The sequence below is a fragment of the Gordonia spumicola genome (assembly GCF_009932475.1).
Lineage (GTDB): Bacteria > Actinomycetota > Actinomycetes > Mycobacteriales > Mycobacteriaceae > Gordonia > Gordonia spumicola.
Window position 1 is genome coordinate 1,823,099 of record NZ_BJOV01000005.1, and the last position, 22,330, is coordinate 1,845,428.

Consider the following 22,330-nt stretch of genomic DNA (forward strand, 5'->3'; position numbering starts at 1 on the left):
ACCCGCCGGGCAGAGTCCTCGGCATGACAACGACCCTCGCGGCGCGCGGCGCCGCCACCCCAGGTCCGGCCACCGATCTCGCGATCGACGCCCGCGGCCTCGTCAAACGATTCGGCGACAACACCGCCGTCGACGGTGTGGACCTCCAGGTCCCGACCGGCTCCGTCTACGGCGTCCTCGGCCCCAACGGCGCGGGCAAGACCACCACGGTCAGCATGCTCGCGACGCTCCTGCGCCCCGACGCGGGCAGCGCGACCGTGTTCGGCTACGACGTGGTCGACGACGCCGTCGCAGTCCGGTCGCTGATCGGCGTCACCGGCCAGTACGCGTCGGTCGACGAGGACCTCAGCGCACGCCAGAACCTCGTCCTCTTCGGCAGGCTCCTCGGCAAGTCACGGAGTGCGTCGAAGGCCCGGGCGGACGAGCTGCTCGCCGACTTCGCGCTCGAAGAGGCCGCCGACCGTCCGCTGAAAGACTTCTCCGGCGGCATGCGCCGTCGCCTCGACCTCGCGGCCAGCCTCATCGACACGCCCCCGCTGTTGTTCCTCGACGAGCCGACGACCGGGCTCGACCCGCGGACCCGCGCCCAGATGTGGGAGACCATCCGCAAGCTCGTCGCTCACGGCAGCACCGTGCTGCTGACCACGCAGTACCTCGACGAGGCCGATCAGCTCGCCGACCGGATCGCGGTCATCGACCGCGGTCGGGTCATCGCCGACGGAACCGCCGACGAGCTCAAGCAATCCGTCGGAACGAGCACCCTCACCCTCACCCCGGTCGACCGCGCCGACGCGTCGACCGTAGCCGAACTCGCCGAGAGCGTCCTCGGCGAACCCGCGGTCCTCAGCGCCGAGGCGGGCCGGGTGACGGCTCCGCTGCACCGCCAGGACCTGGTCCCCGACCTGCTCATCGCGCTCCGCGAACGCGACATCACCGTCGACGAGATCGCCGTCTCCAAGCCGAGCCTCGACGAGGTGTTCCTCACCATCACCGGTCGCGACTGACCGAAAGGACTCCCCCATGACCACAACTCTCGAGCGGACGTCGATCAGCATCGACACCGTCCGCCACTCCGCCAAGACATCGGTGAGCATCGCCGACACCGTCCGCCAGTCGTTCTCGTTCGCGGGCCGCGGCGTCGTCAAGATGCGCCGCAATCCCGAACAGTTCTTCGACGTCGTCCTGCAGCCGATCATCTTCACCTTGATGTTCACGTACATCTTCGGCGGAGCCATCAGCGGCGACGTCAGCTCGTACCTGCCGGTGATCATCCCCGGCATCCTCGTGCAGACCGTGATCGTCACATCGATCGTCACCGGCACCCAGCTGCGCGAGGACATGAACAAGGGCGTGTTCGACCGCTTCCGGTCACTGCCGATCGCCCGCATCAGCCCGCTCGCGGGCGCATTGCTCGCCGACGTCATCCGCTACCTCGTCGCCAGCGTCATCACGTTCTCGGTCGGCATCGCGATGGGCTGGCGACCCGAGCCCATCGGCGTCCTCGGATCCGTCGTCCTGGTCCTGATCTGCAGTTTCGCCGTGTCATGGATCTTCGCGCTCATGGGCTGCCTGATGAGCAAGGCGTCGTCGGTGCAAGGCGTCTCGATGCTGATCATGTTCCCGCTGACGTTCATGTCGAACGCGTTCGTCCCCGTCGAGACCATGCCGACCTGGCTGCAGAAGTTCGTCGACGTAAACCCGATCAGCCACCTCGTGTCGGCCGTCCGCGAGCTCTGCAACGACGGCCACGTCGGCACTCACGTGTTGTGGAGCCTCGTCGGAGCCGCGATCATCACCGCGGTGTTCGCACCGCTCGCGGTTCGCGCCTACATCCGCACCGCCAAGTAGTCAGTGCGCGCGGCGCTCGGCGAACGTCCCGTGGACGTCGTCGAGCGCCGTTCTGCGCGACATCGACTCGCACTCGGTGACGATCGACGCCCACTCGGCGGCAGAGCTGCCGGACAGTCGTTCGGCGTCGACGATGAGTTCGTGCATCGCCGGATAGTCGTGCCGTGGGCGCAGCCGCAGGCCGAGCGCCATCAGCCGCGTGCCCTCCGCGTCGCCGGGCCGACGCAGGCACCGGTACAGTCCGGTCACGAACACGACTCCCGCCGAGTGCGGGACGTCGATCCAGCCCGACTTGTCCCTCATCTCGATCACCGCGGCAGCCGCGTCGTCGAGGGCCCGATCGAGGCCGTCCGTGACGCCGAGTCGGATGCGGGCGGCCACCGTCGCCGTCACACAGCCCATCACACCGGGGTCCCGCTGAGTGATCGCGCGGTCGTCGAGGAGGAGGTCGGCGGCCCGCCGCAGGACGTCGACGATCTCGCCGGTCGACCCCGTCCCGGACAGCCGCAGGTGCTCGGCGGTCATCACCATCATGACGGCGACGGTCTCCGGATTGCCCTGCGGCGTCGGGTCGGCCGGTCCCCACCCGCCGCTGATCTCGTCGAGGGCCGCCCGTGCACCGTCGACGTCGCCGAGGGACAGCAGCATCGCGACGATGTAGCCGCCGACCTGATGTGCGTCGTCGTCGGCTCCGAGCGCGAGAAGCCTGCGGTAGGCGTCCCGATAGCGCTCCAGCGCGTCGGCCCACCGGCCCTGCTGCCCGAACAGACTGCCCGTGGTCATGTCGGTCATCGCCGCCGTGAACGAGTCGGGTCGTGCCGAGAGTCTCGCGACGGCGATGCTGTCGGCGAGGGCTCCGTCGAGGTCGCCCGCGTTCTCGCGGACGTTGAACCGCACGCTCAGCGCGACCCACCTGATCCGGTCCGGACGCCCGGGAGCCAACGCGCGCACCACGAGCCGATAGCCCGCACGGGGTCGACGCGCGAGCACCAACGCCGACAACAGCTCGGCCACGTCGTCGAAGACCCGGTCGGGCCGATGCAGTCGACGCAGCGTGGTCGACGCCGCGGCCACCCTCCGGAGATCGCCGACCGGCAGGAGGTGAAGTATCGCGATCAGCGCCGTCAGTTGCCACGCGCCCCTCGTCTCCTCGTCCGGGTCGGCCGGGGCGGGCCCCAGGTCATCGACGATGCGCGCGCCCCACGCTGCGGCCTCGTGATGAAGGCCGCGACTCGCCCAGAACGCCGAGAGCACCGGGTACACGGACACGATCGTGGCGTCGTCCGCCGCGGCGACCGCCCGACGGAGGACCCAGACGAGGTTCTCGCTCTCCACCGCGATGCGCGCCGCGAGTTCGGTGTCGGGCACGGACTCGTACCGGGTCCGAACGTCGTCGCACACGGTCCGCGCCCACGACGACATCGCCGCGACCACCTCGTCGGTCCCGTCGACCCTGCGTTCCCCGAACTCGCGGACCATCTCGAGCATCCGATACCGGGTGCGTCCGCCGGACTCGTCGACGTGCAGGAGGGACTGGTCGACGAGCGCGGTCAACGCGTCGGCGAGTCGAGCGCCGGACAGCCCGGTGACTGCTTCGGCCGCGTCGATCGCGAACCCGTCCGGGAACAGGCACGTCCGGCCGAGAGTCCGGCGCGCGGTGTGATCGAGCAGATCCCAACTCCAGTCGATCACCGCCTCGAGCGTCCGGTGTCGTCGCGGAGCCGTCCGGTCGGCCGACCGGAGGAGTTCGAACCTTTCGGTGAGCCCCGCGGAGATCTCGGCGACACTCATCACTCGGATCCGCGCGGCAGCCAGTTCGATCGCCAACGGCAGACCGTCCAGGTGCGCGCACAGGTCGGCGACGGCCGCCGGATCGAGGTCGGCGTCCGGCCGCACCGATCTGGCCCGCGCGGCGAACAGCTCCACGCCGGGCGACGCGTCGAGGACCGGCAGCCGATACACCTGCTCGGGGGCGATGAGCAGCGGCGATCTGCTGGTGACGAGCACGCGGAGCGTCGGAAGGTCCGCGACGAGGCCGTCGACCAGACGCGCGCAGGCGTCGATGACCTGTTCACAGTTGTCCAGGACGAGCACCGAGTCCGTGGACCGCAGCGCATCGCCGAGGCTCGATTCGAGGTCGCGGCGCATCAACCTCGGCACCGACGACGTGCGGACGTCCGACTCGCCGACTCCGAGTGCCGCGGCGACCACACCGATCAGGTCGGCGTCGTCGCGCACCGCCGCCAGCGGGATGTAGAACACCGACGTGCCGTCGGCCGCGAGCAGGTCGCCGATGGTGGTGGCGATACTCGTCTTCCCGACTCCGCCCGGACCTTGGACGGTGACCACCCGGTGTTCGGAGAGCAGGCCCCGAATCGCCCGCACATCGGCGTCGCGCCCGATCAACGGATCGCCGCGCAGCCGCGGCTGCGACGCACGCCTGACCGGTGGCGACACCGACGAGACGAGTTCGGCGTTCACGGCCGTCGCCTCGGGCCCGGGATCGGCCCCGAGTTCTTCGGCGAGGATCCGCCGTAGGCGCGAATAGGCGGCGAGCGCCTCCGAGGTGCGTCCGTCCGCAGCGAGAGCGCGCATGAGCAGGACGTGTGCGGCCTCGTCGAGCGGGTCGTCATCGATCGTGGCCTGCGCGATCGCCGTCGCACACGGCCAGTCGCCGCGCGCCATCGCCGCGTGCGCGAGAGCCTCGTCGATTCGGGCGCGGAGCCTCCGGGCCTGGGCGCGGAGCCCATCGGCCGGCCCGTCACCCGGGCCGAGATCGGATCCGACGGTGCCGCGCCACAACCGCGACGCCTGCTCCGCGTCGCCCTCGGCGAGGAGTCGCTCGGCGGCCGCGAGGTCGGTCTCGTAGCCGCTGAGCACGTAACTCCCGTCCGCACCGACGAGAGCGGCGTCGCCGATCAGCGGTCGCAGACGCGAGATCTGAGTGTGCAGCGCCGCACCCGCCGACTTCGGCGGCGCCTCGCCCCACACGTCGTCGATGAGCCGGTTCGCCGACACGGGTCGGCCGTCCGCCGCGACCAGCGCCACCAGCAGTCGCCGCGCGCGCAGTCCTGGCACGCCTGCACCGTCGACGGTGACCGGCCCGAGCAGCCCGATCACCGTCATCGCGTGAGGACTCGAAGCGCCGGACGACATTGAAACAAGACTAGATGATCAATAGCCGGTGATCGGCGGCCGTAGACGATCAGGGACCGGCGTGAAGACCCGCTCCCCACCACGTTCGGACACAGCACGGCGATCCCGACACCCCACAGTTCGCCCACCGACTGCCAGGAACAAGAACACACTTATCGAACTGAAAAACTAGCCTATTGTGATTTGACACACATTCAGATAGACTGGGCGCAACCGAAAGCCACACCCCGGCGAAGGAGGTGGACACCATGACGAACATCGGTGTCGGACACGAACACCGCCAACGGCACGCGCACGGTGATCTTCGACGCCGGGTCGGGCGATGGCGCCGGATACCGGACCACCGTGCAGGGAGCCGGCGAGTCCGGACACATCACGAACATCGTCGTCTGCGGGTGCGCGGCACAACGAGCGCCGACAGTGGCCCTTCCCGATTCGCCGCCCCGAACCTCCTCGTGCCCGAGCATCGTCACCGGCACGACCGACGTGCAGCATCCGCAGCTCGGCACGGTGCGAGTGTTCCTGCTCGCTTCCGGAACGAGTGGTTCGAAAGGGTGCGTCGTGTCGGTCACCGGTACCGGAACCGTTCTTCCGCCCATCGAGATCGGCGTGTACGACAAGAGCCTGACCTTCTACTCACCCGCCTCCGACCGCACCGGAAACACATTCGTCAAGTACAACCCGGGTCGGTACGACGGTGTCCTCGTCCTCGTCCCGACCCCGACCGGATTCGCCGACCCCGAGTTCAGCACCAGCGACTACATCGGACGCCTCGCGTACTACTACGCCGAAGCCAAGGGCCCGGGCGCCGACGGCAGGTACGTCATCGAACAGAGCAACAACGACTGCATGCCCAGCTGCGCGGGCGGCACCATCACCAAGCGGACCCTGAAGTGGAATGGGCACGACTACGTCGAATAGTCGTCGTCTGGCATCGATGCTGCGACAGCCGAAAGGAACCGTCTCACGATGTGTCATAGTGATCGGAGCCACTGAAACGTGTTTCAGTTCCTGTTCCTAGTCTTTGAGGCGGATCGATGAGTACTGCACGCCGGGACCTCGGGTCCCGACTGCCCGCGAACGTGCGGATCCCCGAGGTGGAGATCCCCGACGGCCGGATGGTGAGCCTCGGCAATCGCGGTTCCACCTATGTCACCGACACGCCGGGTCCGACCGACGACGCTCCGACCGTCGTGCTCCTCCACGCGCTGTCGACGACGGGCCTGCTCACCTGGTTCCCGAGCATTCCGATGCTGTCGGAGAAGTTCCGCGTCGTGACGCTCGATCAACGACTGCACGGCCGCGGCATCGACACGGACCGTTTCACACTGCAGGACTGCGCGGACGACTCGGTCGCCGTCCTCGACGAACTCGGCGTCGACAAGGCCATGTTCGCGGGCTTCTCGATGGGTTCGCTCATCGCGCAACGCGTATGGCGTCAGCACGCCGATCGGGTCGGTGGACTGGCCCTGTGCGCCAGCACCGACCAGTTCCAGACCAATGCTCCCGAGCGCCTGTTCCATCGTGCGATGGGGTACTCGCTGGGCTCCACACGTCGCCGGACGGCGCCGAAGCCCGCGGTCCCGTCCACCTCGGACCCGAAGGACGACATCCACAAGTGGGCGCTCGCCGAGTTCCGGTCGACGCGACCCGCCTCGGTGGGACGCGCCGTCGCCGCGATCGGCAAGCACCATACGAAGCCGTGGATACGGGAGATCGACGTGCCGACCGCCGTCGTCGTCCCGCTGCGCGACAAGGCGATCCCGCCTGCCCGCCAGATCGCCATGGCCAACCGGATCCCCGGAGCCACCCTGCATCAGGTGGACGCCGGGCACTCCTGCTGCGTCATGAACGCCGACGCGTTCGTGCCCGTTCTCGCCGAGGCGACCAACACCGTGCTCGCACGGTGGCGTGAGAACGAGGCGTCGTGACGTCCCCGCGCATCGTCGTCGTGACCGGTGCATCGCGGGGTGCGGGCAAAGGCATCGCCCTCGCGCTCGGCGAGACCGGCGCGACGGTCTACGTGACCGGACGGACCACGCCAGACACGGCCTCCGATCTGCCCGGCACCGTCGTCGAGACGGCCGAGGCGATCACCGCCCGCGGCGGTGTCGGGATACCGGTGATCGTCGACCACTCCGACGACGACCAGGTGAAGTCCCTGTTCGAACGGGTTCGTGATGACCACGGACGCCTCGACATCCTCGTCAACAACGCGATCACCATCCCGTCCGCCCTCACCAAGAAGGGCCCGTTCTGGGACAAGCCGCTGTCGCTCACCGATCTGTTCGACGTGGGGATGCGCTCGACGTACGTGTCCTCGTACTACGCCGGTCCGCTGCTGGCCGCGAACGGATCCGGGCTCGTCGTCAACACGTCGTCGTTCGGCGGCTCGGCGTACATGCACGGCCCCGCGTACGGCGCGGGCAAGGCCGCCGTCGACAAGATGGCGCACGACATGGCCGTCGACTTCGCACCCGTCGGCGTCGCGGTCGTCTCCCTGTGGATGGGGCTGCTGAAGACCGAGCGGACGATGGCGGCGTTCGCGTCGAATCCCGCCATGTACGAGGGGCTCGCCGCGAGCGCCGAATCGGTCGAGTTCCCCGGTCGCATCATCGACGCCCTGCACCGTGACCCGTCGCTCATGGAGCGGACCGGCACGGTGCTGGTGGGCGCCGAGATCGCGGCCGAACTCGGCGTCACCGACGTCGACGGCAATCAGCCTCCGTCGCATCGCCCGTTCCTCGGCGACCCGCCGACGTTCAGTTCGGCGGTCGTCGAGTGACGCTCACTCCGAGACGGCGGCCGCCGTCTCCGCGACGTCCTTGAGTCGGGCGAGCTCGCGCGGGAAGTGCTCGACCATGGTCTGCGGATTCCGCACGCTCTGCTCGGAGGCGATGATGCCGACGTGGACGACACCGTTGTTCGAGAGCACCGTGATGTTGAGCCCGGCGCCGTGGAACACCGGTCCGAGCGGATACAGGCCCTCGACCCGGGCGCCCATGAAGTACAGCGGGATCGGCGGTCCGGGCACGTTCGAGATCACGAGGTTGTGGACCACCGGATGCTTCTCGGCCAGCCGTAGACCCGCGTAGGCGCGGACCGCGAGACCGAAGGTCCGGGGCGCCGCGAACTCGGCCCAGTCCTGCAGGGTGTCGGCGGGAATCGCCTTGTGGTGTTCCTTGGCGTTCTTGTTCGCCTCCGTCATCGAGCGCAGACGTTCCATCGGGTCGTCGATGTCGGTGCCCAGGCGCGCGAACAACGACGACACCTTGTTGGCGCCGCCCTCGCGCACCGACTCGTCACGCACCGACACCGGGACCGATGCGAGCAGCGGGGTCGACGGCAGTTCTCCGCGGTCGGACAGGTACGCGCGCAGCGCACCGCCCGCCACGCTGAGCACGATGTCGTTGACGGTGGCGCCCGTCGCCCGGCGGACCACCTTGATGTCTTCGAGATCCATGTCGGCGACCGCGATCGTCCGATGTCCGTCGATCGTCCCGTTGAACGACGTCCGCGGCGCCGTGAACGGCGGAGCCATCGCCGTGCCCTCGCGCGCCCGACCGATGGTCGCGGTGATCAGATCCACGGACGGCATCACCATCTTCGGAAGGGCGAGCGGACGGGCCAGCGTGTTCAGCAGGCCGCGCCCGAACAGTTCGAGACCTCCCGGACCGCTCTCGTTGCGCGCATCGGTGTCGGGCGCCAGCGGCGGCGCGTCCGGCTCGAGGCTGCACAGGTACGAGATGAGGTTCGATCCGGATGCGCCGTCGACCGTCGCGTGGTGCATCTTCGAGAAGATCACGACCTTCTCGACGCCGTTCGAGTCGATGAATCCCTCGATCAGCCACATCTCCCACAGCGGACGGTTGCGGTCCATCGGAAGGCCTGCCAGGTGCCCGCACACCTCGACGAGTTCGGTGTACGTCGCGGGCTTGGGCAGCGCCATGCGGTGGAAGTGGTGATTGACGTCGAAATGGTCGTCGTTCACCCAGATCGGATGCCCGAGGTCGAGCGGGACCCGCCGGATCTTGCGCGTGAACTGCGGGACCTTCTTCACCCGCGATTCGAGAGTGTCGCGCATCGACGCGTACGAATAGCCGCCGGGAATCGTCGACGAGTCGAGGATGAGGAGCCCACACACGTGCATGAGCTGTTCGGGGGTCTCAAGATAAAGGAAGCTTGCGTCGAGGCCACTCAGTCGGTCCATGGACGTGGACACTACAGTAGAACTAGAACACGTTCTACTTTTTCGCGCGAATGTGCCGTCCGGCACGTCAATCGCGTGTGCGCTGGCGATACACCCACACGCCGACGACCGCCAACCACACCGGGACGACGATCGCGAGCATCGTCCACTCCTTCTGGCCGACCATCATCGCGGCCGCGATGAACATCAGGACACAGCTGAACATCATGACGAATCTCGGGTTCACGGGTGAACAGTACCGACTAGCGTTGAGCGCATGGCAGTCCTGCATCAGGCGACACTGACTCCCACCAAACTCGAACTCGTCACGGCACACCTGGATTCCGTGCCCTGGGGCGGTTCCGGCGACGTCACGATGATCGGCGGCTACCGGTTCGACGACCCCGCCGGGCACGTCGGCATCGAAGCCCTCCTGGCCTCACGAGGCGACAGCGTGTTCCACATTCCGCTCACCTATCGGGATGCTCCGCTCGACGGAGCAGACGACGCCCTGATCACCACGATGACGCATTCCGTCCTCGGCGAGCGATGGGTGTACGACGCCGCGGCCGACCCCGTCGCCGTCGACTGCTACACCCGTGCCCTGCACGGCGAAGTCGGGCAGGCCTCGCTGGAGGTCCACAGGGCCGACGGCTCGGTCGTCGCCATGGACCCACCGATCCTCGTACGCCTCGAAGGCTCCGCCGACCGGGGTTCGGTGGTCTTCACTCACGACCTCGCCGACCCGGTGTCCGGCGACGCCCGCCTCGTCGCGGGCTGGCCCGACGGTTTCGGAGTGATAGCCGCACTAAACTAGTCTCTGTCATCCGATCGATCTGACCTCTGTCGTCCGTTCGATCACGCCCTCCCGCGCCTTCTATCGTGATTCCGACTCAGCACGCGATGACGAGGGACCTGACCGATGACCATGCCACCGGGAACGATGTTCGGCGACTACCGCATCGTCCGGCGACTCGGCCAAGGCGGCATGGGCGCCGTGTATCTCGTCGAGAACCCCCAGCTCGGCCGATACGAAGCACTCAAGGTGATCGCGCCGACCGCCGACGCCGACTTCCAGACGAGATTCACACAGGAGGCCCGGACCGCCGCGGCACTCGATCACCCCGGAATCATCGGAGTCCACCACGTCGGGATCGCCGACGGCGTCCCGTGGTTCACGATGACCTACCTCGACGGCGCCGACCTGACACACGCCGGACTCAGCGCCGCCGAATCGTTGGGCGCCGTCACCCGCGTCGCCGCGGCACTCGACTACGCGCACGGCCGCGGCGTGGTCCACCGCGACGTCAAACCCGCCAACATCGTCGTGACCAGAACGGCGGGCGGCATGCTCGACAAGGTTGTCGTCCTCGACTTCGGAATCGCCAAACTCGCCGACACCGCCGGTGTCACCGCGACCGGCGCGTTCATCGGCACGCTCGCCTACACCGCACCCGAAATGCTCGAGGGTCGGCCGCCGTCTCCGCGCTCCGACCAGTACGCCCTGGCCTGCACCGCATTCGAGCTGCTCACCGGGACTCCCCCGTTCGACGGTCCGACACCGGTGTCGATCATGTCGGCCCACGCGAGTGCGCCCGTGCCCGCGATCAGCGCGAGACGACCCGATCTCGCCTCGCTCGATCCGGTCTTCGTGCGCGCACTCGCCAAGAACCCCGCGGAGAGGTTCGCCTCGTGCACCGAGTTCACCGACGCACTCCGCACCGCGATCGCGCGGCCCGCCCCGCCTCCCCCGCCGACGCTCGTGCGACCCGTCGTCGTACCGACGCCCCCGCGCCGCCGGACCCCTCCCGCCGCGATCGCGGCCGTCGCCGTCGTCGCGGCGATCCTGGTCATCGGTGTAGTCGTGGCAGTGGTGAAGACCGTCGGCGGGTCCAGCGACGAACCCGTGACCACCGCCGCGCCCCCGCCCACGAGTACGGCGACGATCACCTCATCGACGGTGCCGACCATCAGCGCGTGCGTGTACAACGCGGGAGTCGTGACCGGCGCGAGCGCCCGGGCGGCGCGGTCACTGACCGGTGCCGGCATCGATGTCCTGGAGACGAGCAACCTTCAGAGCCGCTCGGTCACCGAGAACGTCGTCTTCTATCCGGCCGGCCGCGAATCCGAGGCACGGACCGTCGCCGCCGCCGTTCCGGGCGGCGCCGTCGCCGAGCCCCGACCAGCGGCGTTCACCAAATGCCCGGGCGAGATCGCCGTGATCGTGGTCGACTGACCACTTCACAGAACGACGCGACCCCGAGACGCTCACGCAGTCTCGGGGTCGTGTTCGTCGTCCGGTCAGCAGCCGATGAGCTTGCCGCCCAGGTACTCCACGACCTTGTCGAGCGAGACCCGCTCCTGGCTCATCGTGTCGCGCTCACGAATGGTGACGGCCTGGTCGTCGAGGGTGTCGAAGTCGACGGTCACGCAGAACGGCGTGCCGATCTCGTCCTGGCGGCGGTAGCGCTTGCCGATGCCCTGCGCGTCGTCGAACTCGACATTCCAGTGCTTGCGGAGTTCGGCGGCCAGATCGCGGGCCTTCGGCGACAGCTTCTCGTTGCGCGAGAGCGGCAGCACGGCGGCCTTGACCGGCGCGAGACGACGGTCCAACTTGAGGACGGTACGAGTGTCGGTGCCGCCCTTGGCGTTCGGCACTTCTTCGTCGGTGTACGCGTCGCACAGGAACGCCATCATCGAACGGCCCAGGCCGGCCGCGGGCTCGATCACGAAGGGCGTGTACTTCTCGCCCGACGCCTGGTCGAAGTAGACCAGATCCTCGCCCGACGCCTTGCTGTGCGTCGCGAGATCGTAGTCGGTGCGGTTCGCGACGCCCTCCAGCTCACCCCACGGATTGCCGCCGAAGCCGAACTTGTACTCGACGTCGACGGTGCGCTTGGAGTAGTGGGACAGCTTCTCCTTCGGGTGGTCGTACAGACGCAGGTTCTCCGGGTCGATGCCCAGGTCGACGTACCAGTTGTAACGCGCGTCGATCCAGTGCTGGTGCCACTCTTCGTCCTCGCCTGGCTTGACGAAGAACTCCATCTCCATCTGCTCGAACTCACGGGTGCGGAAGATGAAGTTGCCGGGCGTAATCTCGTTGCGGAAGCTCTTGCCGACCTGCGCGATGCCGAACGGCGGCTTGCGGCGGGCGGTCGTCATCACGTTCTTGAAGTTGATGAAGATGCCCTGGGCCGTCTCCGGGCGCAGGTAGTGCAGGCCTTCGGAGTCGTCGACGGGGCCGAGGTACGTCTTGAGCAGGCCCGAGAACGCCTTCGGCTCGGTCCACTGGCCCTTGGCGCCGCAGTCGGGGCAGCCGATCTCCGACATCGGAACGGTGTCCGGATCGTCGATGCCCTTCTTCAGCGCGTACGCCTCCTGCAGATGGTCCTGACGCTGGCGCTTGTGACAGTTGGTGCACTCGATCAGCGGATCGGTGAACACGTCGACGTGGCCGGACGCCTCCCACACGCGGCGGGGCAGGATCACCGACGAGTCGAGACCGACCACATCGTCACGCGAGGTGACCATCGTCCGCCACCATTGGCGCTTGATGTTCTCCTTCAGCTCCACGCCGATCGGACCGTAGTCCCATGCCGACCGCGTACCGCCGTAGATCTCACCGCACGGGAACACCAGACCGCGCCGCTTGGCGAGGTTGACGACAGCATCGACTTTGGACTGCACAGCCACGGTTTCAGATCTCCACGACGTTGGGGTTGGGAACAGCTACCAGGGTAGTCGGTGCCCGCCGCATACTCTTGGGTGCGTGGACTTTCAGCACATCGACGACGCGATCGCCGAGGTCGACCTCGACACCGTGGTCGGTTGGATCTCGACTCTCGACGACGACGATCGCGCCACGGCGGGACGCTGGTATCGGAAGTCCGGACGGACCGCGGCACGCCGCCGATTCGAGGACCTGCAGTTCGGCGTCGCCTGGCCCGGCGCGCGGACCGTTCAACTCGTCCTGGCGAGCGGCCTGTCCGCGACTCCCGCCGACGCGGTCACCGCCTGTCGGTTCACCCGATCGTGGGTCAGCGAATGCGGACTCGCGGCACCGGTCGCCGAGGCAGTGATCGCCCGCGGCGAGGCGTGGGCGACGGAGTTCGTCGCACGCACGACCGCGCTCGCGTTCAACGACCCCGAACGCGGCAACCGCAGGGAGGCCGCCCAGATCATCAGCGGCGTCGTCGAGTGGTTCGGGCTTCCGCTGCCGTCGGCCCCGCTGTACGTCGAGGGCTGGGCCGCCGCGCTCACCCATGCCAAGCACCGCCTGTCCGGGACGTGGGGCCGCGACGCCGACCCGCCGGTCGGACTCCTGTCGGTGGTCGACGGGCGGCTCCGCAGCGTCCACCTGTCGTCGCGCCCCGACCTCGTCGGACTGCTGCGGTCCACGCCACGACTCCCGGAGATGCTCCTCGCGGCGGCCGCACATCCGGGAACGTTCACCGGCCTCACGTCGAGCCCGCGCGAGGGATGGCGACTCGACGAGGCGATCGCCGCGATCCTCGCCGACGGCGGGGTCGACAGGTCGGCCGTCGTGGCCGCCGCGCTCGGAGCACTCGCGCAACCGCAGCCGCCGTACGGTCAGCGCGCATCGGCGGCGATCCTCGCCGGCTGCTCGTTCGGACCCGGCGACGTCGCCGCGCACGAGCCCGAGGTGATCGGCCTCCTGTCGACCGTCCACGCGTACGCGCTGCCGGTGCTCGCCGCCGCCGCGACCGCGGCCGACCTCACCCCGGAAGCCCTGTTCGACACGGCGTCCGTCCTCCTAGTCCGCAAGGAGAAGGGCCCCAAGAAGGCGCTTGTCGACAGGCTTCTCGCACGATCGGCCGAGTCGAGAGACCTCCTCGAGCTGGCCGCCGACAATGTGGACGGCGCGCTCCGCGGCAGGGTGCTCGCCGCGCTCGGCGGCGCGGCCCCGAAGGACGATCCCGCCGACATCGGCGGATGGCTCCCGGCGACGCACAGCCGCGACGCCGGGCCGCTCGAACCCGTCACCGCCGACGTCGAGGGCCTCACCGCGCTGACCGCCGAGACCGACGTCTACGCGTCGATCACCGACGAATCCCGGACCCTCGACGCCGTGTCACGCCTCCTCGAGCGTGGACGGTCGCACGCCGAGTCGGTCCTCGCCCAGCTGCCGGCTGCGGGCGAGTACGGCAATCAGACGCGCTACGTCACCGATCAATGGCTGGCGGACGGGATCGTCACGCACTCGGCGACCTGGCGATCGTCCGCATATCAGTTCACGACCAGGCTCATCGATGAGACGCTCACTCGCGGGACCCGGCCGGTGTCGACGTCCACTCGCACCGACGGGACGCTCACCCTCGACGATCTGCGCGACCGCCTCACCTCCGAGCCGATCGGTCCGTACGACTTCGTCCAGGCCCTCCTACGTCTGCGACCGGGTGACACCGGCGCCGTCCGGCTGCACGTTGACGGCGTCCCGAATGCCGCCGACCTGCTGCGACGGTGGGTCGACGGCGGCGGGACCGCCCGATGGCGGGCGTCCGGTCAGTCGATCGCGGCGTACCTGCAGCTGCCCCCGCACGTCGCCGGACTCCCGCGCCTCGGCGCCGTCGGGCTCGACGCTCACAAAGTCCCCGACTACGAGCTGATCCCGTATCTCGGCGTCCTCCCGTTCGACGGCGACGCCCTCGCCGCACCCGACGGCCGCTCGGGGATGGCCGTCAATCGCCTGCTGCCGCACCTGGCTGCGGCGCCCGGTGTGGACGGCCACGGCGTACTGCCGTTGATCCTCAGCCACGTGAATCACACCCGCGCCGATTGCCGGCTGCGCGCGGGCGAAGCCCTGATCGAGATGTACCGGGTCGGACGGCTCGACCCGGCCGCGCTGGCACCGATCGTCACGGCGCGCGCCGCGGGGAGATCGCTCGCGCTGTCGCGATTCGCTCATGTCGCGGACGATGTCGCTCGAGCGGACGCGCTCGGCATCGTGTGGCCCGCCTGGTCCGCCCTCCTCGACTGGGCGTGCGGTGTTCCCCGGAAGCCTGCCGGACTGTCGACGCTGCTCGCCTCACTCGGGCCGCACCTGCCGACGGTCGTCGCCAACGTCGGGCCGAGCCCGCTGCCCGATGCGGTGCGTGCACTCGCCCGTGCCGCGGGCTCGACGGCCGCCGTCGCCGAAGCGCGGACGTTGGTCGCCGCCGAAGGCAAATGACAATCACTTCCTTTAGCATGGACGCATGGCGCATCCGATCCTCAGACCGTCGACGACGGACCATGCCGGGCACACCGCTGCCGCCGACCTGTTGCGGGCCCTCGCCGCTCCGGCACGCGTCGCGATCGTCCTGAGTCTGCGTGAACGGTCGATGTGCGTGCACGAACTGGTCGACGCCCTCCATCTCAATCAGCCCCAGGTCAGCCAGCACCTGAGCGTGCTCAAGAAGTCCGGTGTCGTCGTCGGCACCCGCCGCGGCCGCGAGATCGACTACGCGCTGGCGGACGATCACGTCGCCCACATCGTCGTCGACGCCCTGGTGCACGCCGCGGAACTGCGCGAGGCACGATCGTGACCGAGAAGCAGGCGAAGCCCGTCACCGGCCAGCGGTCGACGAAGCAGCGCGCCGCGATCGCCGAACTGCTGTCGGCGACGGACGACTTCCTGTCCGCACAGCAACTCCACGACAAGCTGCGCGAGCGCGGCGAGTCGATCGGACTGACGACCGTGTACCGGAATCTGACCGCCCTCACCGAGTCGAAACAGATCGACGCGATCTGGGACGGTTCGGGCGAGACCCGATACCGTCACTGCTCCACCGGACACCATCATCACCTCGTGTGTCGCGAATGCGGGACGACCGTCGAGGTCCAGGCCGATCCCGTCGAGCGATGGGCGTCGCGCATCGCCGCCGACAACGGGTTCACCGACATCACCCACACCGTCGAGATCTTCGGCACCTGCGCCGACTGCTCCTGACATCGGTCTGTCCATCGGGAATCGGCGACAATGTGCCGTCCGACCTCGATGATCGGACCGATCTTCGGAGTATCCACAGTCGGGGTGGAACCGAAAGCCCGGCACGTGCGTCCGACCTTGTATGAAGGACTCCGGGATCTACACCCGTGCCGAGCTGCTGGCGATGGACTACGACGACGAACGGCTCCGTCGCGCGGTGAAGGCGGGCGACCTCGTCCGACTGCGCCCCGGCTGGTACGCGGCGCGCGTTCACGACCCCGTCGTCGCGGCGGCGGTCCGAGACGGCGGAGTCTCGACATGCGTGGACGCCCTCACTTTCCATGACCTGTGGGTCCCTCCCGGCCACGACGGCCTCCATCTGCGCCGAAGTCCTCACCTGCACGGAAAGCATCCCGAGTGCAGGCCACTCATCGGACGCACGCGGATCGCGAACCGGGCCGTCGATCCGATCCCGATCGCGCTGAACCACGCGACGCGATGCCTGACGAACGACGAGTGGATCGCAGTCTGCGACGCGTACCGCAACACGACGGGCGCGAGCATCGGCGACATCGCGTCCGACATGGGACGCACCGGAGCGACGGTCCTCGAGATGCTGTCCAGGACGGACCGTCGTTCCCAGTCGGGCACCGAGAGCATCGCCCGTGTGCGGCTGCGGGCGGTCGGCTATGACGTCGTCGTGCAGCCATCGGTCGCAGGTGTCGGGCATGCCGATCTCCGGATCGGGAAGCTGCTCATCGAATGCGACAGCGTCCTCCATCATTCGTCCAAAGAGGACTACGAGCGCGACCACCACCGTGATCGACGCGCACTCGTCGACGGTTGGCTGACCCTGCGACTGACGTACGACGACATCCTGTACGACTGGGACGGCGTCCTCGAGGACATCCGATCGATCACTCGCGCAGGCCGACACCGCGCACGCGGAGCGAAGGACCGGGCGATGGTCCAAAGATCGGTTCAGTCATCGCTGTTCAACGGCGACGCGCCGCCCGAGTTCGATGACTGGACCGATCTTCGGGGAGTCAGCTAGGGGGTCATCGCGGCCAGCACGTCGCGGAGGTCCGATTCCAGCGCCGCGCGGTCGACGCCTGCCGCGGCGAGCGGGCCGTCGCCGTTCTCCACGTCGAGGAGGGCGAGCAGGATGTGCTCGGTGCCGATGTACGAGTGGTCGAGCCGCAGGGCGTGGCGGAAGGTCAGTTCCAACGCTTTTCGGGCGGTCGAGTCGTACGGAACCAGGTCGAGCGGCTCTCCGTCCACGACCGGCGACGCCTGCGCCACCGCACGGCGCACCTGCGCGGCGTCCACCCCCTGCCGGACCAACAGCAAGGTGGCGAGGGACGTCTCGTCGTCGAGCAGTGCGGCCGCGAGATGCGCGGCCGTCACCTCGGGGTTGCCCGCGGATGCGGCGTCGTTGTGAGCCGCCGCCAGCACGTTGCGGGCCCGTTCGGTGAATGCCGCGAAGCCCTTGGCCGGATCCAGTCGCGGCGCGCCAGGGGTGAATCGTTTCTGCGCGGCTTGTTTGGTGACACCGAGGCACTGCCCGATGTCCGTCCACGACGCTCCGGAATCACGCGCCGCGTCGACGAAATGGCCGATCAGATGGTCGACGAGGGCGTCCATGTGCGCGCCCGTCAACACCGCCGAGGTCAGACGCTCCAGCGGATCGTCGGAGGCGGCGTCGATGCCGCGGATCAGATCGTCGAGGTTGGCCGTGTCGAGGCGAGTCGGTTCCGTCATGCGTCAACCATAGGTTGACGAACACAGAATCGTCAACCCTTAGTTGACGATCTAGGCGCTGCCGAAACGGCGGTCCCGCTTCGCGTACTCAAGGCACGCGTCCCAGAGGTCGCGGCGGTCGAAGTCGGGGAACAGCTTCTCCTGGTAGACCATCTCGGCGTACGCCGACTGCCAGAGCAGGAAGTTCGAGAGTCGCTGTTCCCCCGACGGGCGGAGGAACAGGTCGACGTCGGGCATGTCGGGCTCATCGAGGTACTTCGCGAAACTCGACTCGGTGATGCGGTCCGGATCGATCTCGCCGCGGGCGGCTCGACGCGCGATCTCGCGGGCGGCGTCGGCGATCTCCGCGCGTCCGCCGTAGTTGACGCACATCGTGAGTGTCATGACCGTGTTGTTCTTCGTCAGTTCCTCGGCCGCTTCGAGTTCCTTGATGACGCTGCGCCACAGCCGGGGACGACGGCCCGCCCAGCGGACGCGGACGCCCATCTCGTTCATCTCGTCGCGTCGACGTCGGATCACGTCCCGGTTGAAACCCATCAGGAACTTCACCTCGTCCGGGCTGCGCGACCAGTTCTCGGTGGAGAACGCGTAGGCCGACAACCACTTGACGCCGATCTCGATGGATCCGCACACCGAGTCCATCAGGACGGCCTCACCGCGCTTGTGCCCTTCGGTGCGTGGCAGTCCGCGTTCCTGCGCCCACCGGCCGTTGCCGTCCATCACGAGCGCGACGTGGTTGGGCACGAACTCGGCGGGGATCGCGGGCGGCACGGCGCCCGACGGGTGCGGATCGGGCGGTCGGACGACCACCGGCTCCGTCGTCGCCGGACGTCGGGTGAAGCGTGCCATCAGCTGACCTGGCCTTCCATCGGATGTTCTGGGGCGGCGATCGCGTGCGGCGCTTGCCGTTCGATCAGGGGCAGGGTGCGCAACTGTCGTTCGAGGTGCCATTGGAGGTGCGCCGCAGTGAGTCCGGTGGCCTGCCTGCGCTGCGAATCGGTCGCGGCGGTGACATGGTCCCATTCACCGCGCGCGAGGGCGTCCATCACGTCGAGCACGCCCACCGACGGCGTCGCCGCTCCGGCCGGCCGACAGTGGACGCACACCGCTCCCCCGACCGCGACATGGAACGCTCGATGCGGACCCGGCTGCGCGCAACGTGCGCAGACGTCGAGCGCGGGCATCCACCCGGCGGACGACATCGCACGCAACAGGAACGCGTCGAGGATCCACTGACGGTCGCGGCGGTCCTCGGCCAAGGCCTGCAGGGCGCCGACGGTGAGCCGATGCAGCTGTTTCGCGGGTGCGCGCTCCTCGCCTGCCAGACGTTCCGCCGTCTCCAGGACCGCGCACGCGGTCGTGTAGCGACCGTAGTCGGAGGCTATGTCGTCGGAGAACGCGTGCAGACTGTGCACCTGCGTGATGACGTCCAGGTTGCGACCGGGATAGAAGTGGACGTCGACGTGTGCGAACGGTTCGAGCCTCGCGCCGAACTTGGAGCGGGTACGACGAATCCCCTTCGCGACCGCGCGCACGAGACCGTGCTCGGCGGTGAGGAAGGTGATGATGCGGTCGGCTTCGCCCAGCTTGTGCTGGCGCAGCACCACCGCTTCGTCGGAGTAGAACCTCACCGCGTCATCATCCCACCCGCCGCCGACATTCGACGTATCCGACCCGCTGGGGCCGCCGCGGGCTACTTTCCGGCGCGCCTGTCGAGGGCTGCCTCGATGGCCTGGTCCTTCGCCTGTGCCGTGCGTCGGCCGTCCCACCACTTGGTGATGATGAAGAATCCGATGCACCACGTGCCGAGGGCGGTGATCAGCCAGATCACGACGGTCGACGAGATCCACGCGGCCACGCCGGAGATGCTGAGCGAACTACCGACGATCGACGTGATGATCAATGACAGCAGTGTCGAGACGAGGCCGATGCCGCCGAGCACTGCCGACGCGTACTTGCGGGCCATGTTGAACACGAACGGACCGAGCACGGCCTGCAGGACCGTGAAGATCGCGACGGCGATGAAGAAGCCGCTCAGCCGCAGATCGAAGCCGTCGATCAGCCACTGCGCGACGAGCAGCGCGATGGCCGACGAGACGAGACTGACACCGGCGTTGAGGAGGAAACGCACCATCTGAGGAGACCTTTCGTCGGTGGTCAGAAGCCGAGACGGCCGAGCTGTTTGGGATCACGTTGCCAGTCCTTGGCGACTTTCACGTGGAGATCGAGATACACCTTGGTACCCAACAGGCGCTCGATCTGGCCGCGGGCGACGGTCCCGACCTCTTTGAGGCGGGCGCCCTTGCGGCCGATGATGATGCCCTTCTGGCTGTCGCGTTCCACGAACAGGTGCGCGTACACGTCGACGATCTCGGAACCGTCCCGCGGGACCACCTCCTCGATGACGACGGCCAGCGAATGCGGCAGTTCGTCGCGGACCCCTTCGAGGGCGGCTTCGCGGATGAACTCGGCCATCAGCACCTGCTCGGGTTCATCGGTCAGCTCGCCGTCCGGGTAGAACGCGGGACCCTCGTCGCACAGGGAGACGAGGACGTCCGACAGCGTGTCGAGCTGTCGGCCCGACTTGGCCGAACACGGCACCACTTCGGCGTCGGGGCCCATCAGCGCCGACAACGCCATCAACTGCGACGCGACCTTCTCCGGGCCGACGCGGTCGATCTTGGTGACGACGCCGACCTTGCGCGTCTTCGGCGCGATGGTCTGCACCTGTTCGACGATCCGCCGGTCGCCGGGACCGATCGCCTCGTCGGCGGGGATGCACACGCAGATCACGTCGACCTCCGAGTACGTGTCGCGGACGACGTCGTTGAGACGCTGCCCGAGGAGGGTGCGCGGACGGTGCAGGCCGGGTGTGTCGATCAGGATGAGCTGCGCGTCCGGCCGGTTGACGATCCCTCGGATCGCGTGACGCGTCGTCTGCGGCCGGTTGGACGTGATGGCGATCTTGTCGCCGACGAGCGCGTTCGTCAGCGTCGACTTGCCCGTGTTGGGCCGGCCCACGAAACAGACGAAGCCGGACCGGAACTCGGGGGTCTGCGACGACGGTGTGCTCAAGCGGATTCTCCGATCGGATCAGCGGGTGTTCCCGGTAGCCTATCGCCTGCCCGGGTGTCGGCGGGTTCGTCGTCCGCCCAATCGTCGCGAATCGACCCGTCGGTGTGCTTCTTCGCACGTCGGACGACGACCGTCGTGATCCGCTGCCTGCCGAGCCGGTTCGGTCCGCCCTCGGCCGTCATCTTGAGACCGTGCGACTTGACCTTGGCTCCGGGCAGCGGCACGCGACCGAGCCGCAGTCCGAGGAGACCGCCGACCGTCTCGACCTCGTCGTCGTCGATCTCGATGCCAAACAGTTCCCCGAGATCTTCGACGGGCAGTCGCGCCGACACCCGGTAGCGGTCCTCGCCGAGCTTCTGAATCGGAGCCACCTCGTCGACGTCGTACTCGTCGGAGATCTCGCCGACGATCTCCTCGAGGACGTCCTCGATGGTCACCAGACCCGCGATGCCGCCGTACTCGTCGACGAGCAGCGCCATGTGGTTGCGTTTGGCCTGCATGTCGGAGAGGACATCGTCGAGGGGCTTCGAATCGGGGACGAATTCGGCTCCGCGCATCACGTCTGCGACGGTGAACCCGGCGATCGGGAGCTTCGGGAGGATGCGTTCCACCAGGTCTTTCAGGTAGACGACGCCGACGATGTCGTCAGGGTTCTCGCCGATCACCGGGATGCGGGAATGCCCGGAACGGACGGCGAGGCTCATCGCCTGGGTCGCGGACTTGTCGTTCTCGATCCAGATCATCTCGGTCCGCGGGACCATCACCTCGCGGGCGTTGGTGTCGCCGAACTCGAAGACCGACTGGATCATCCGACGCTCGTCGTCGTCGACGACGCCGCGTTCCTGCGCGAGGTCCACCACTTCACGGACTTCGACTTCGGTGGCGAACGGCCCGTTGCGGTAGCCCTTGCCCGGCGTCAGGCCGTTGCCCACCAGGATCAACAGCCTGGTCACCGGGCGCAGCAGTACACCGATCGCGGTGAGCACCGGCGCGGCGACCAGGCCGATCGAGTACGCGTGCTGGCGGCCGAGCGTTCGCGGGCCGACCCCGACGGCGATGTACGAGACGAGGGTCATGCCGACGACTGTCGCGCCGAGTCCCCAGCCGACGTCGAGCGCGTCGACGGCGATGACGGCGACGAGTCCCGTCGCGGCCGTCTCGCAGACCACGCGCATCAGCACTGACAGTCCGACGTACGTGGCACGGTGGTCGAGCACCGTCCGCAGTCGTTTCGCTCCGGGACGAGACTCCTTCACCATGTCGTCGACTCGGGCCGTCGACACCGTCTGCACGGCGGTGTCGATGGCGGCGAAGAGTCCCGCGAGGACGGTGAGCGCGATGGCGGCACCGATGAACACGATGTCGCGAGTCAT

The 22,330-nt window shown here is 68.2% G+C and carries 21 protein-coding genes; 11 read left to right on the forward strand and 10 right to left on the reverse strand.

The genetic code is table 11. The features are described from left to right. The first annotated feature begins 23 nt into the window (after nucleotides 1-23). Together GYB83_RS19725 and GYB83_RS19730 are read left to right on the forward strand one after the other, a co-directional pair. A complete protein-coding gene (locus tag GYB83_RS19725) occupies nucleotides 24-1,004 on the forward strand; it encodes an ATP-binding cassette domain-containing protein (protein WP_161897008.1) in 981 nt (326 codons plus the stop codon). Between the two features lie 16 nt (nucleotides 1,005-1,020). Next, entirely contained in the window at nucleotides 1,021-1,848 is an 828-nt protein-coding gene (locus tag GYB83_RS19730) for an ABC transporter permease (protein ID WP_161897009.1), read from the forward strand. Here the strand turns inward: GYB83_RS19730 and GYB83_RS19735 are convergent, their stop codons facing one another. Beyond that, complete coding sequence (locus GYB83_RS19735; RefSeq protein ID WP_161897010.1) at nucleotides 1,849-5,004, reverse strand: ATP-binding protein; 3,156 nt, start codon at nucleotides 5,002-5,004, stop codon at nucleotides 1,849-1,851. It abuts the gene before it with no gap. Between the two features lie 261 nt (nucleotides 5,005-5,265). On the opposite strand from GYB83_RS19735, the gene GYB83_RS19740 reads away from it, so the two are divergent. The 3 genes from GYB83_RS19740 (at nucleotide 5,266) to GYB83_RS19750 (ending at nucleotide 7,789) form a co-directional block, all read left to right on the forward strand. After that, nucleotides 5,266-5,925, forward strand: coding sequence for a hypothetical protein (locus GYB83_RS19740; RefSeq protein WP_161897011.1), 660 nt, complete (start codon nucleotides 5,266-5,268; stop codon nucleotides 5,923-5,925). A 116-nt stretch (nucleotides 5,926-6,041) separates the two neighbouring features. Then, entirely contained in the window at nucleotides 6,042-6,935 is an 894-nt protein-coding gene (locus GYB83_RS19745; protein ID WP_161897012.1) for an alpha/beta fold hydrolase, read from the forward strand. Next, complete coding sequence (locus GYB83_RS19750) at nucleotides 6,932-7,789, forward strand: SDR family NAD(P)-dependent oxidoreductase (RefSeq protein ID WP_161897013.1); 858 nt, start codon at nucleotides 6,932-6,934, stop codon at nucleotides 7,787-7,789. Before GYB83_RS19745 ends, GYB83_RS19750 begins: the two co-directional genes overlap by 4 nt. Before the next feature lie 3 nt (nucleotides 7,790-7,792). On the opposite strand, the gene GYB83_RS19755 is transcribed toward GYB83_RS19750, so the two are convergent. Beyond that, nucleotides 7,793-9,214 carry a WS/DGAT/MGAT family O-acyltransferase gene (locus GYB83_RS19755; protein WP_161897014.1) on the reverse strand — a complete coding sequence of 474 codons (1,422 nt, stop codon included), beginning with the start codon at nucleotides 9,212-9,214 and terminating at the stop codon, nucleotides 7,793-7,795. 67 nt (nucleotides 9,215-9,281) lie between these two features. Continuing rightward, a complete protein-coding gene (locus tag GYB83_RS23415) occupies nucleotides 9,282-9,440 on the reverse strand; it encodes a hypothetical protein (protein WP_186349816.1) in 159 nt (52 codons plus the stop codon). 30 nt (nucleotides 9,441-9,470) lie between these two features. On the opposite strand from GYB83_RS23415, the gene GYB83_RS19760 reads away from it, so the two are divergent. Both GYB83_RS19760 and GYB83_RS19765 read left to right on the forward strand, forming a co-directional pair. Continuing rightward, nucleotides 9,471-10,010 carry a maltokinase N-terminal cap-like domain-containing protein gene (locus tag GYB83_RS19760; RefSeq protein ID WP_161897015.1) on the forward strand — a complete coding sequence of 180 codons (540 nt, stop codon included), beginning with the start codon at nucleotides 9,471-9,473 and terminating at the stop codon, nucleotides 10,008-10,010. 105 nt (nucleotides 10,011-10,115) lie between these two features. Next, nucleotides 10,116-11,429 (forward strand): serine/threonine-protein kinase, encoded by a 1,314-nt coding sequence (locus GYB83_RS19765; protein ID WP_161897016.1) that lies wholly within the window; start codon nucleotides 10,116-10,118, stop codon nucleotides 11,427-11,429. A gap of 65 nt (nucleotides 11,430-11,494) precedes the next feature. Here the strand turns inward: GYB83_RS19765 and GYB83_RS19770 are convergent, their stop codons facing one another. Beyond that, nucleotides 11,495-12,886, reverse strand: coding sequence for a glycine--tRNA ligase (locus GYB83_RS19770; RefSeq protein WP_161897017.1), 1,392 nt, complete (start codon nucleotides 12,884-12,886; stop codon nucleotides 11,495-11,497). Between the two features lie 76 nt (nucleotides 12,887-12,962). Here GYB83_RS19770 and GYB83_RS19775 point away from each other — a divergent pair, with 76 nt between their 5' ends. From GYB83_RS19775 to GYB83_RS19790, 4 genes are all read left to right on the forward strand, one after another. After that, nucleotides 12,963-15,383, forward strand: a complete 2,421-nt coding sequence (locus GYB83_RS19775) for a hypothetical protein (RefSeq protein WP_161897018.1) — start codon at nucleotides 12,963-12,965, stop codon at nucleotides 15,381-15,383. A 25-nt stretch (nucleotides 15,384-15,408) separates the two neighbouring features. Continuing rightward, nucleotides 15,409-15,738 carry an ArsR/SmtB family transcription factor gene (locus GYB83_RS19780; protein WP_161897019.1) on the forward strand — a complete coding sequence of 110 codons (330 nt, stop codon included), beginning with the start codon at nucleotides 15,409-15,411 and terminating at the stop codon, nucleotides 15,736-15,738. After that, a complete protein-coding gene (locus tag GYB83_RS19785; protein WP_161897020.1) occupies nucleotides 15,735-16,142 on the forward strand; it encodes a Fur family transcriptional regulator in 408 nt (135 codons plus the stop codon). Before GYB83_RS19780 ends, GYB83_RS19785 begins: the two co-directional genes overlap by 4 nt. 121 nt (nucleotides 16,143-16,263) lie before the next feature. After that, nucleotides 16,264-17,175: a type IV toxin-antitoxin system AbiEi family antitoxin domain-containing protein gene (locus GYB83_RS19790; RefSeq protein ID WP_228461645.1), complete on the forward strand. Its 912-nt coding sequence runs from the start codon at nucleotides 16,264-16,266 to the stop codon at nucleotides 17,173-17,175. On the opposite strand, the gene GYB83_RS19795 is transcribed toward GYB83_RS19790, so the two are convergent. The 6 genes from GYB83_RS19795 to GYB83_RS19820 form a co-directional block, all read right to left on the reverse strand. Continuing rightward, complete coding sequence (locus tag GYB83_RS19795; protein WP_161897021.1) at nucleotides 17,172-17,882, reverse strand: Clp protease N-terminal domain-containing protein; 711 nt, start codon at nucleotides 17,880-17,882, stop codon at nucleotides 17,172-17,174. The two genes, GYB83_RS19790 and GYB83_RS19795, sit on opposite strands and share 4 nt — an antisense overlap. A 51-nt stretch (nucleotides 17,883-17,933) precedes the next feature. Continuing rightward, nucleotides 17,934-18,731, reverse strand: coding sequence for an isoprenyl transferase (locus tag GYB83_RS19800; RefSeq protein WP_161897022.1), 798 nt, complete (start codon nucleotides 18,729-18,731; stop codon nucleotides 17,934-17,936). Then, nucleotides 18,731-19,513: a DNA repair protein RecO gene (gene recO / locus GYB83_RS19805; RefSeq protein WP_161897023.1), complete on the reverse strand. Its 783-nt coding sequence runs from the start codon at nucleotides 19,511-19,513 to the stop codon at nucleotides 18,731-18,733. Before recO ends, GYB83_RS19800 begins: the two co-directional genes overlap by 1 nt. A 62-nt stretch (nucleotides 19,514-19,575) precedes the next feature. Then, nucleotides 19,576-20,016 (reverse strand): phage holin family protein, encoded by a 441-nt coding sequence (locus GYB83_RS19810; protein WP_161897024.1) that lies wholly within the window; start codon nucleotides 20,014-20,016, stop codon nucleotides 19,576-19,578. A gap of 23 nt (nucleotides 20,017-20,039) precedes the next feature. Beyond that, complete coding sequence (gene era / locus GYB83_RS19815; protein ID WP_161897025.1) at nucleotides 20,040-20,957, reverse strand: GTPase Era; 918 nt, start codon at nucleotides 20,955-20,957, stop codon at nucleotides 20,040-20,042. Continuing rightward, complete coding sequence (locus tag GYB83_RS19820; RefSeq protein ID WP_161897026.1) at nucleotides 20,954-22,330, reverse strand: hemolysin family protein; 1,377 nt, start codon at nucleotides 22,328-22,330, stop codon at nucleotides 20,954-20,956. Before GYB83_RS19820 ends, era begins: the two co-directional genes overlap by 4 nt.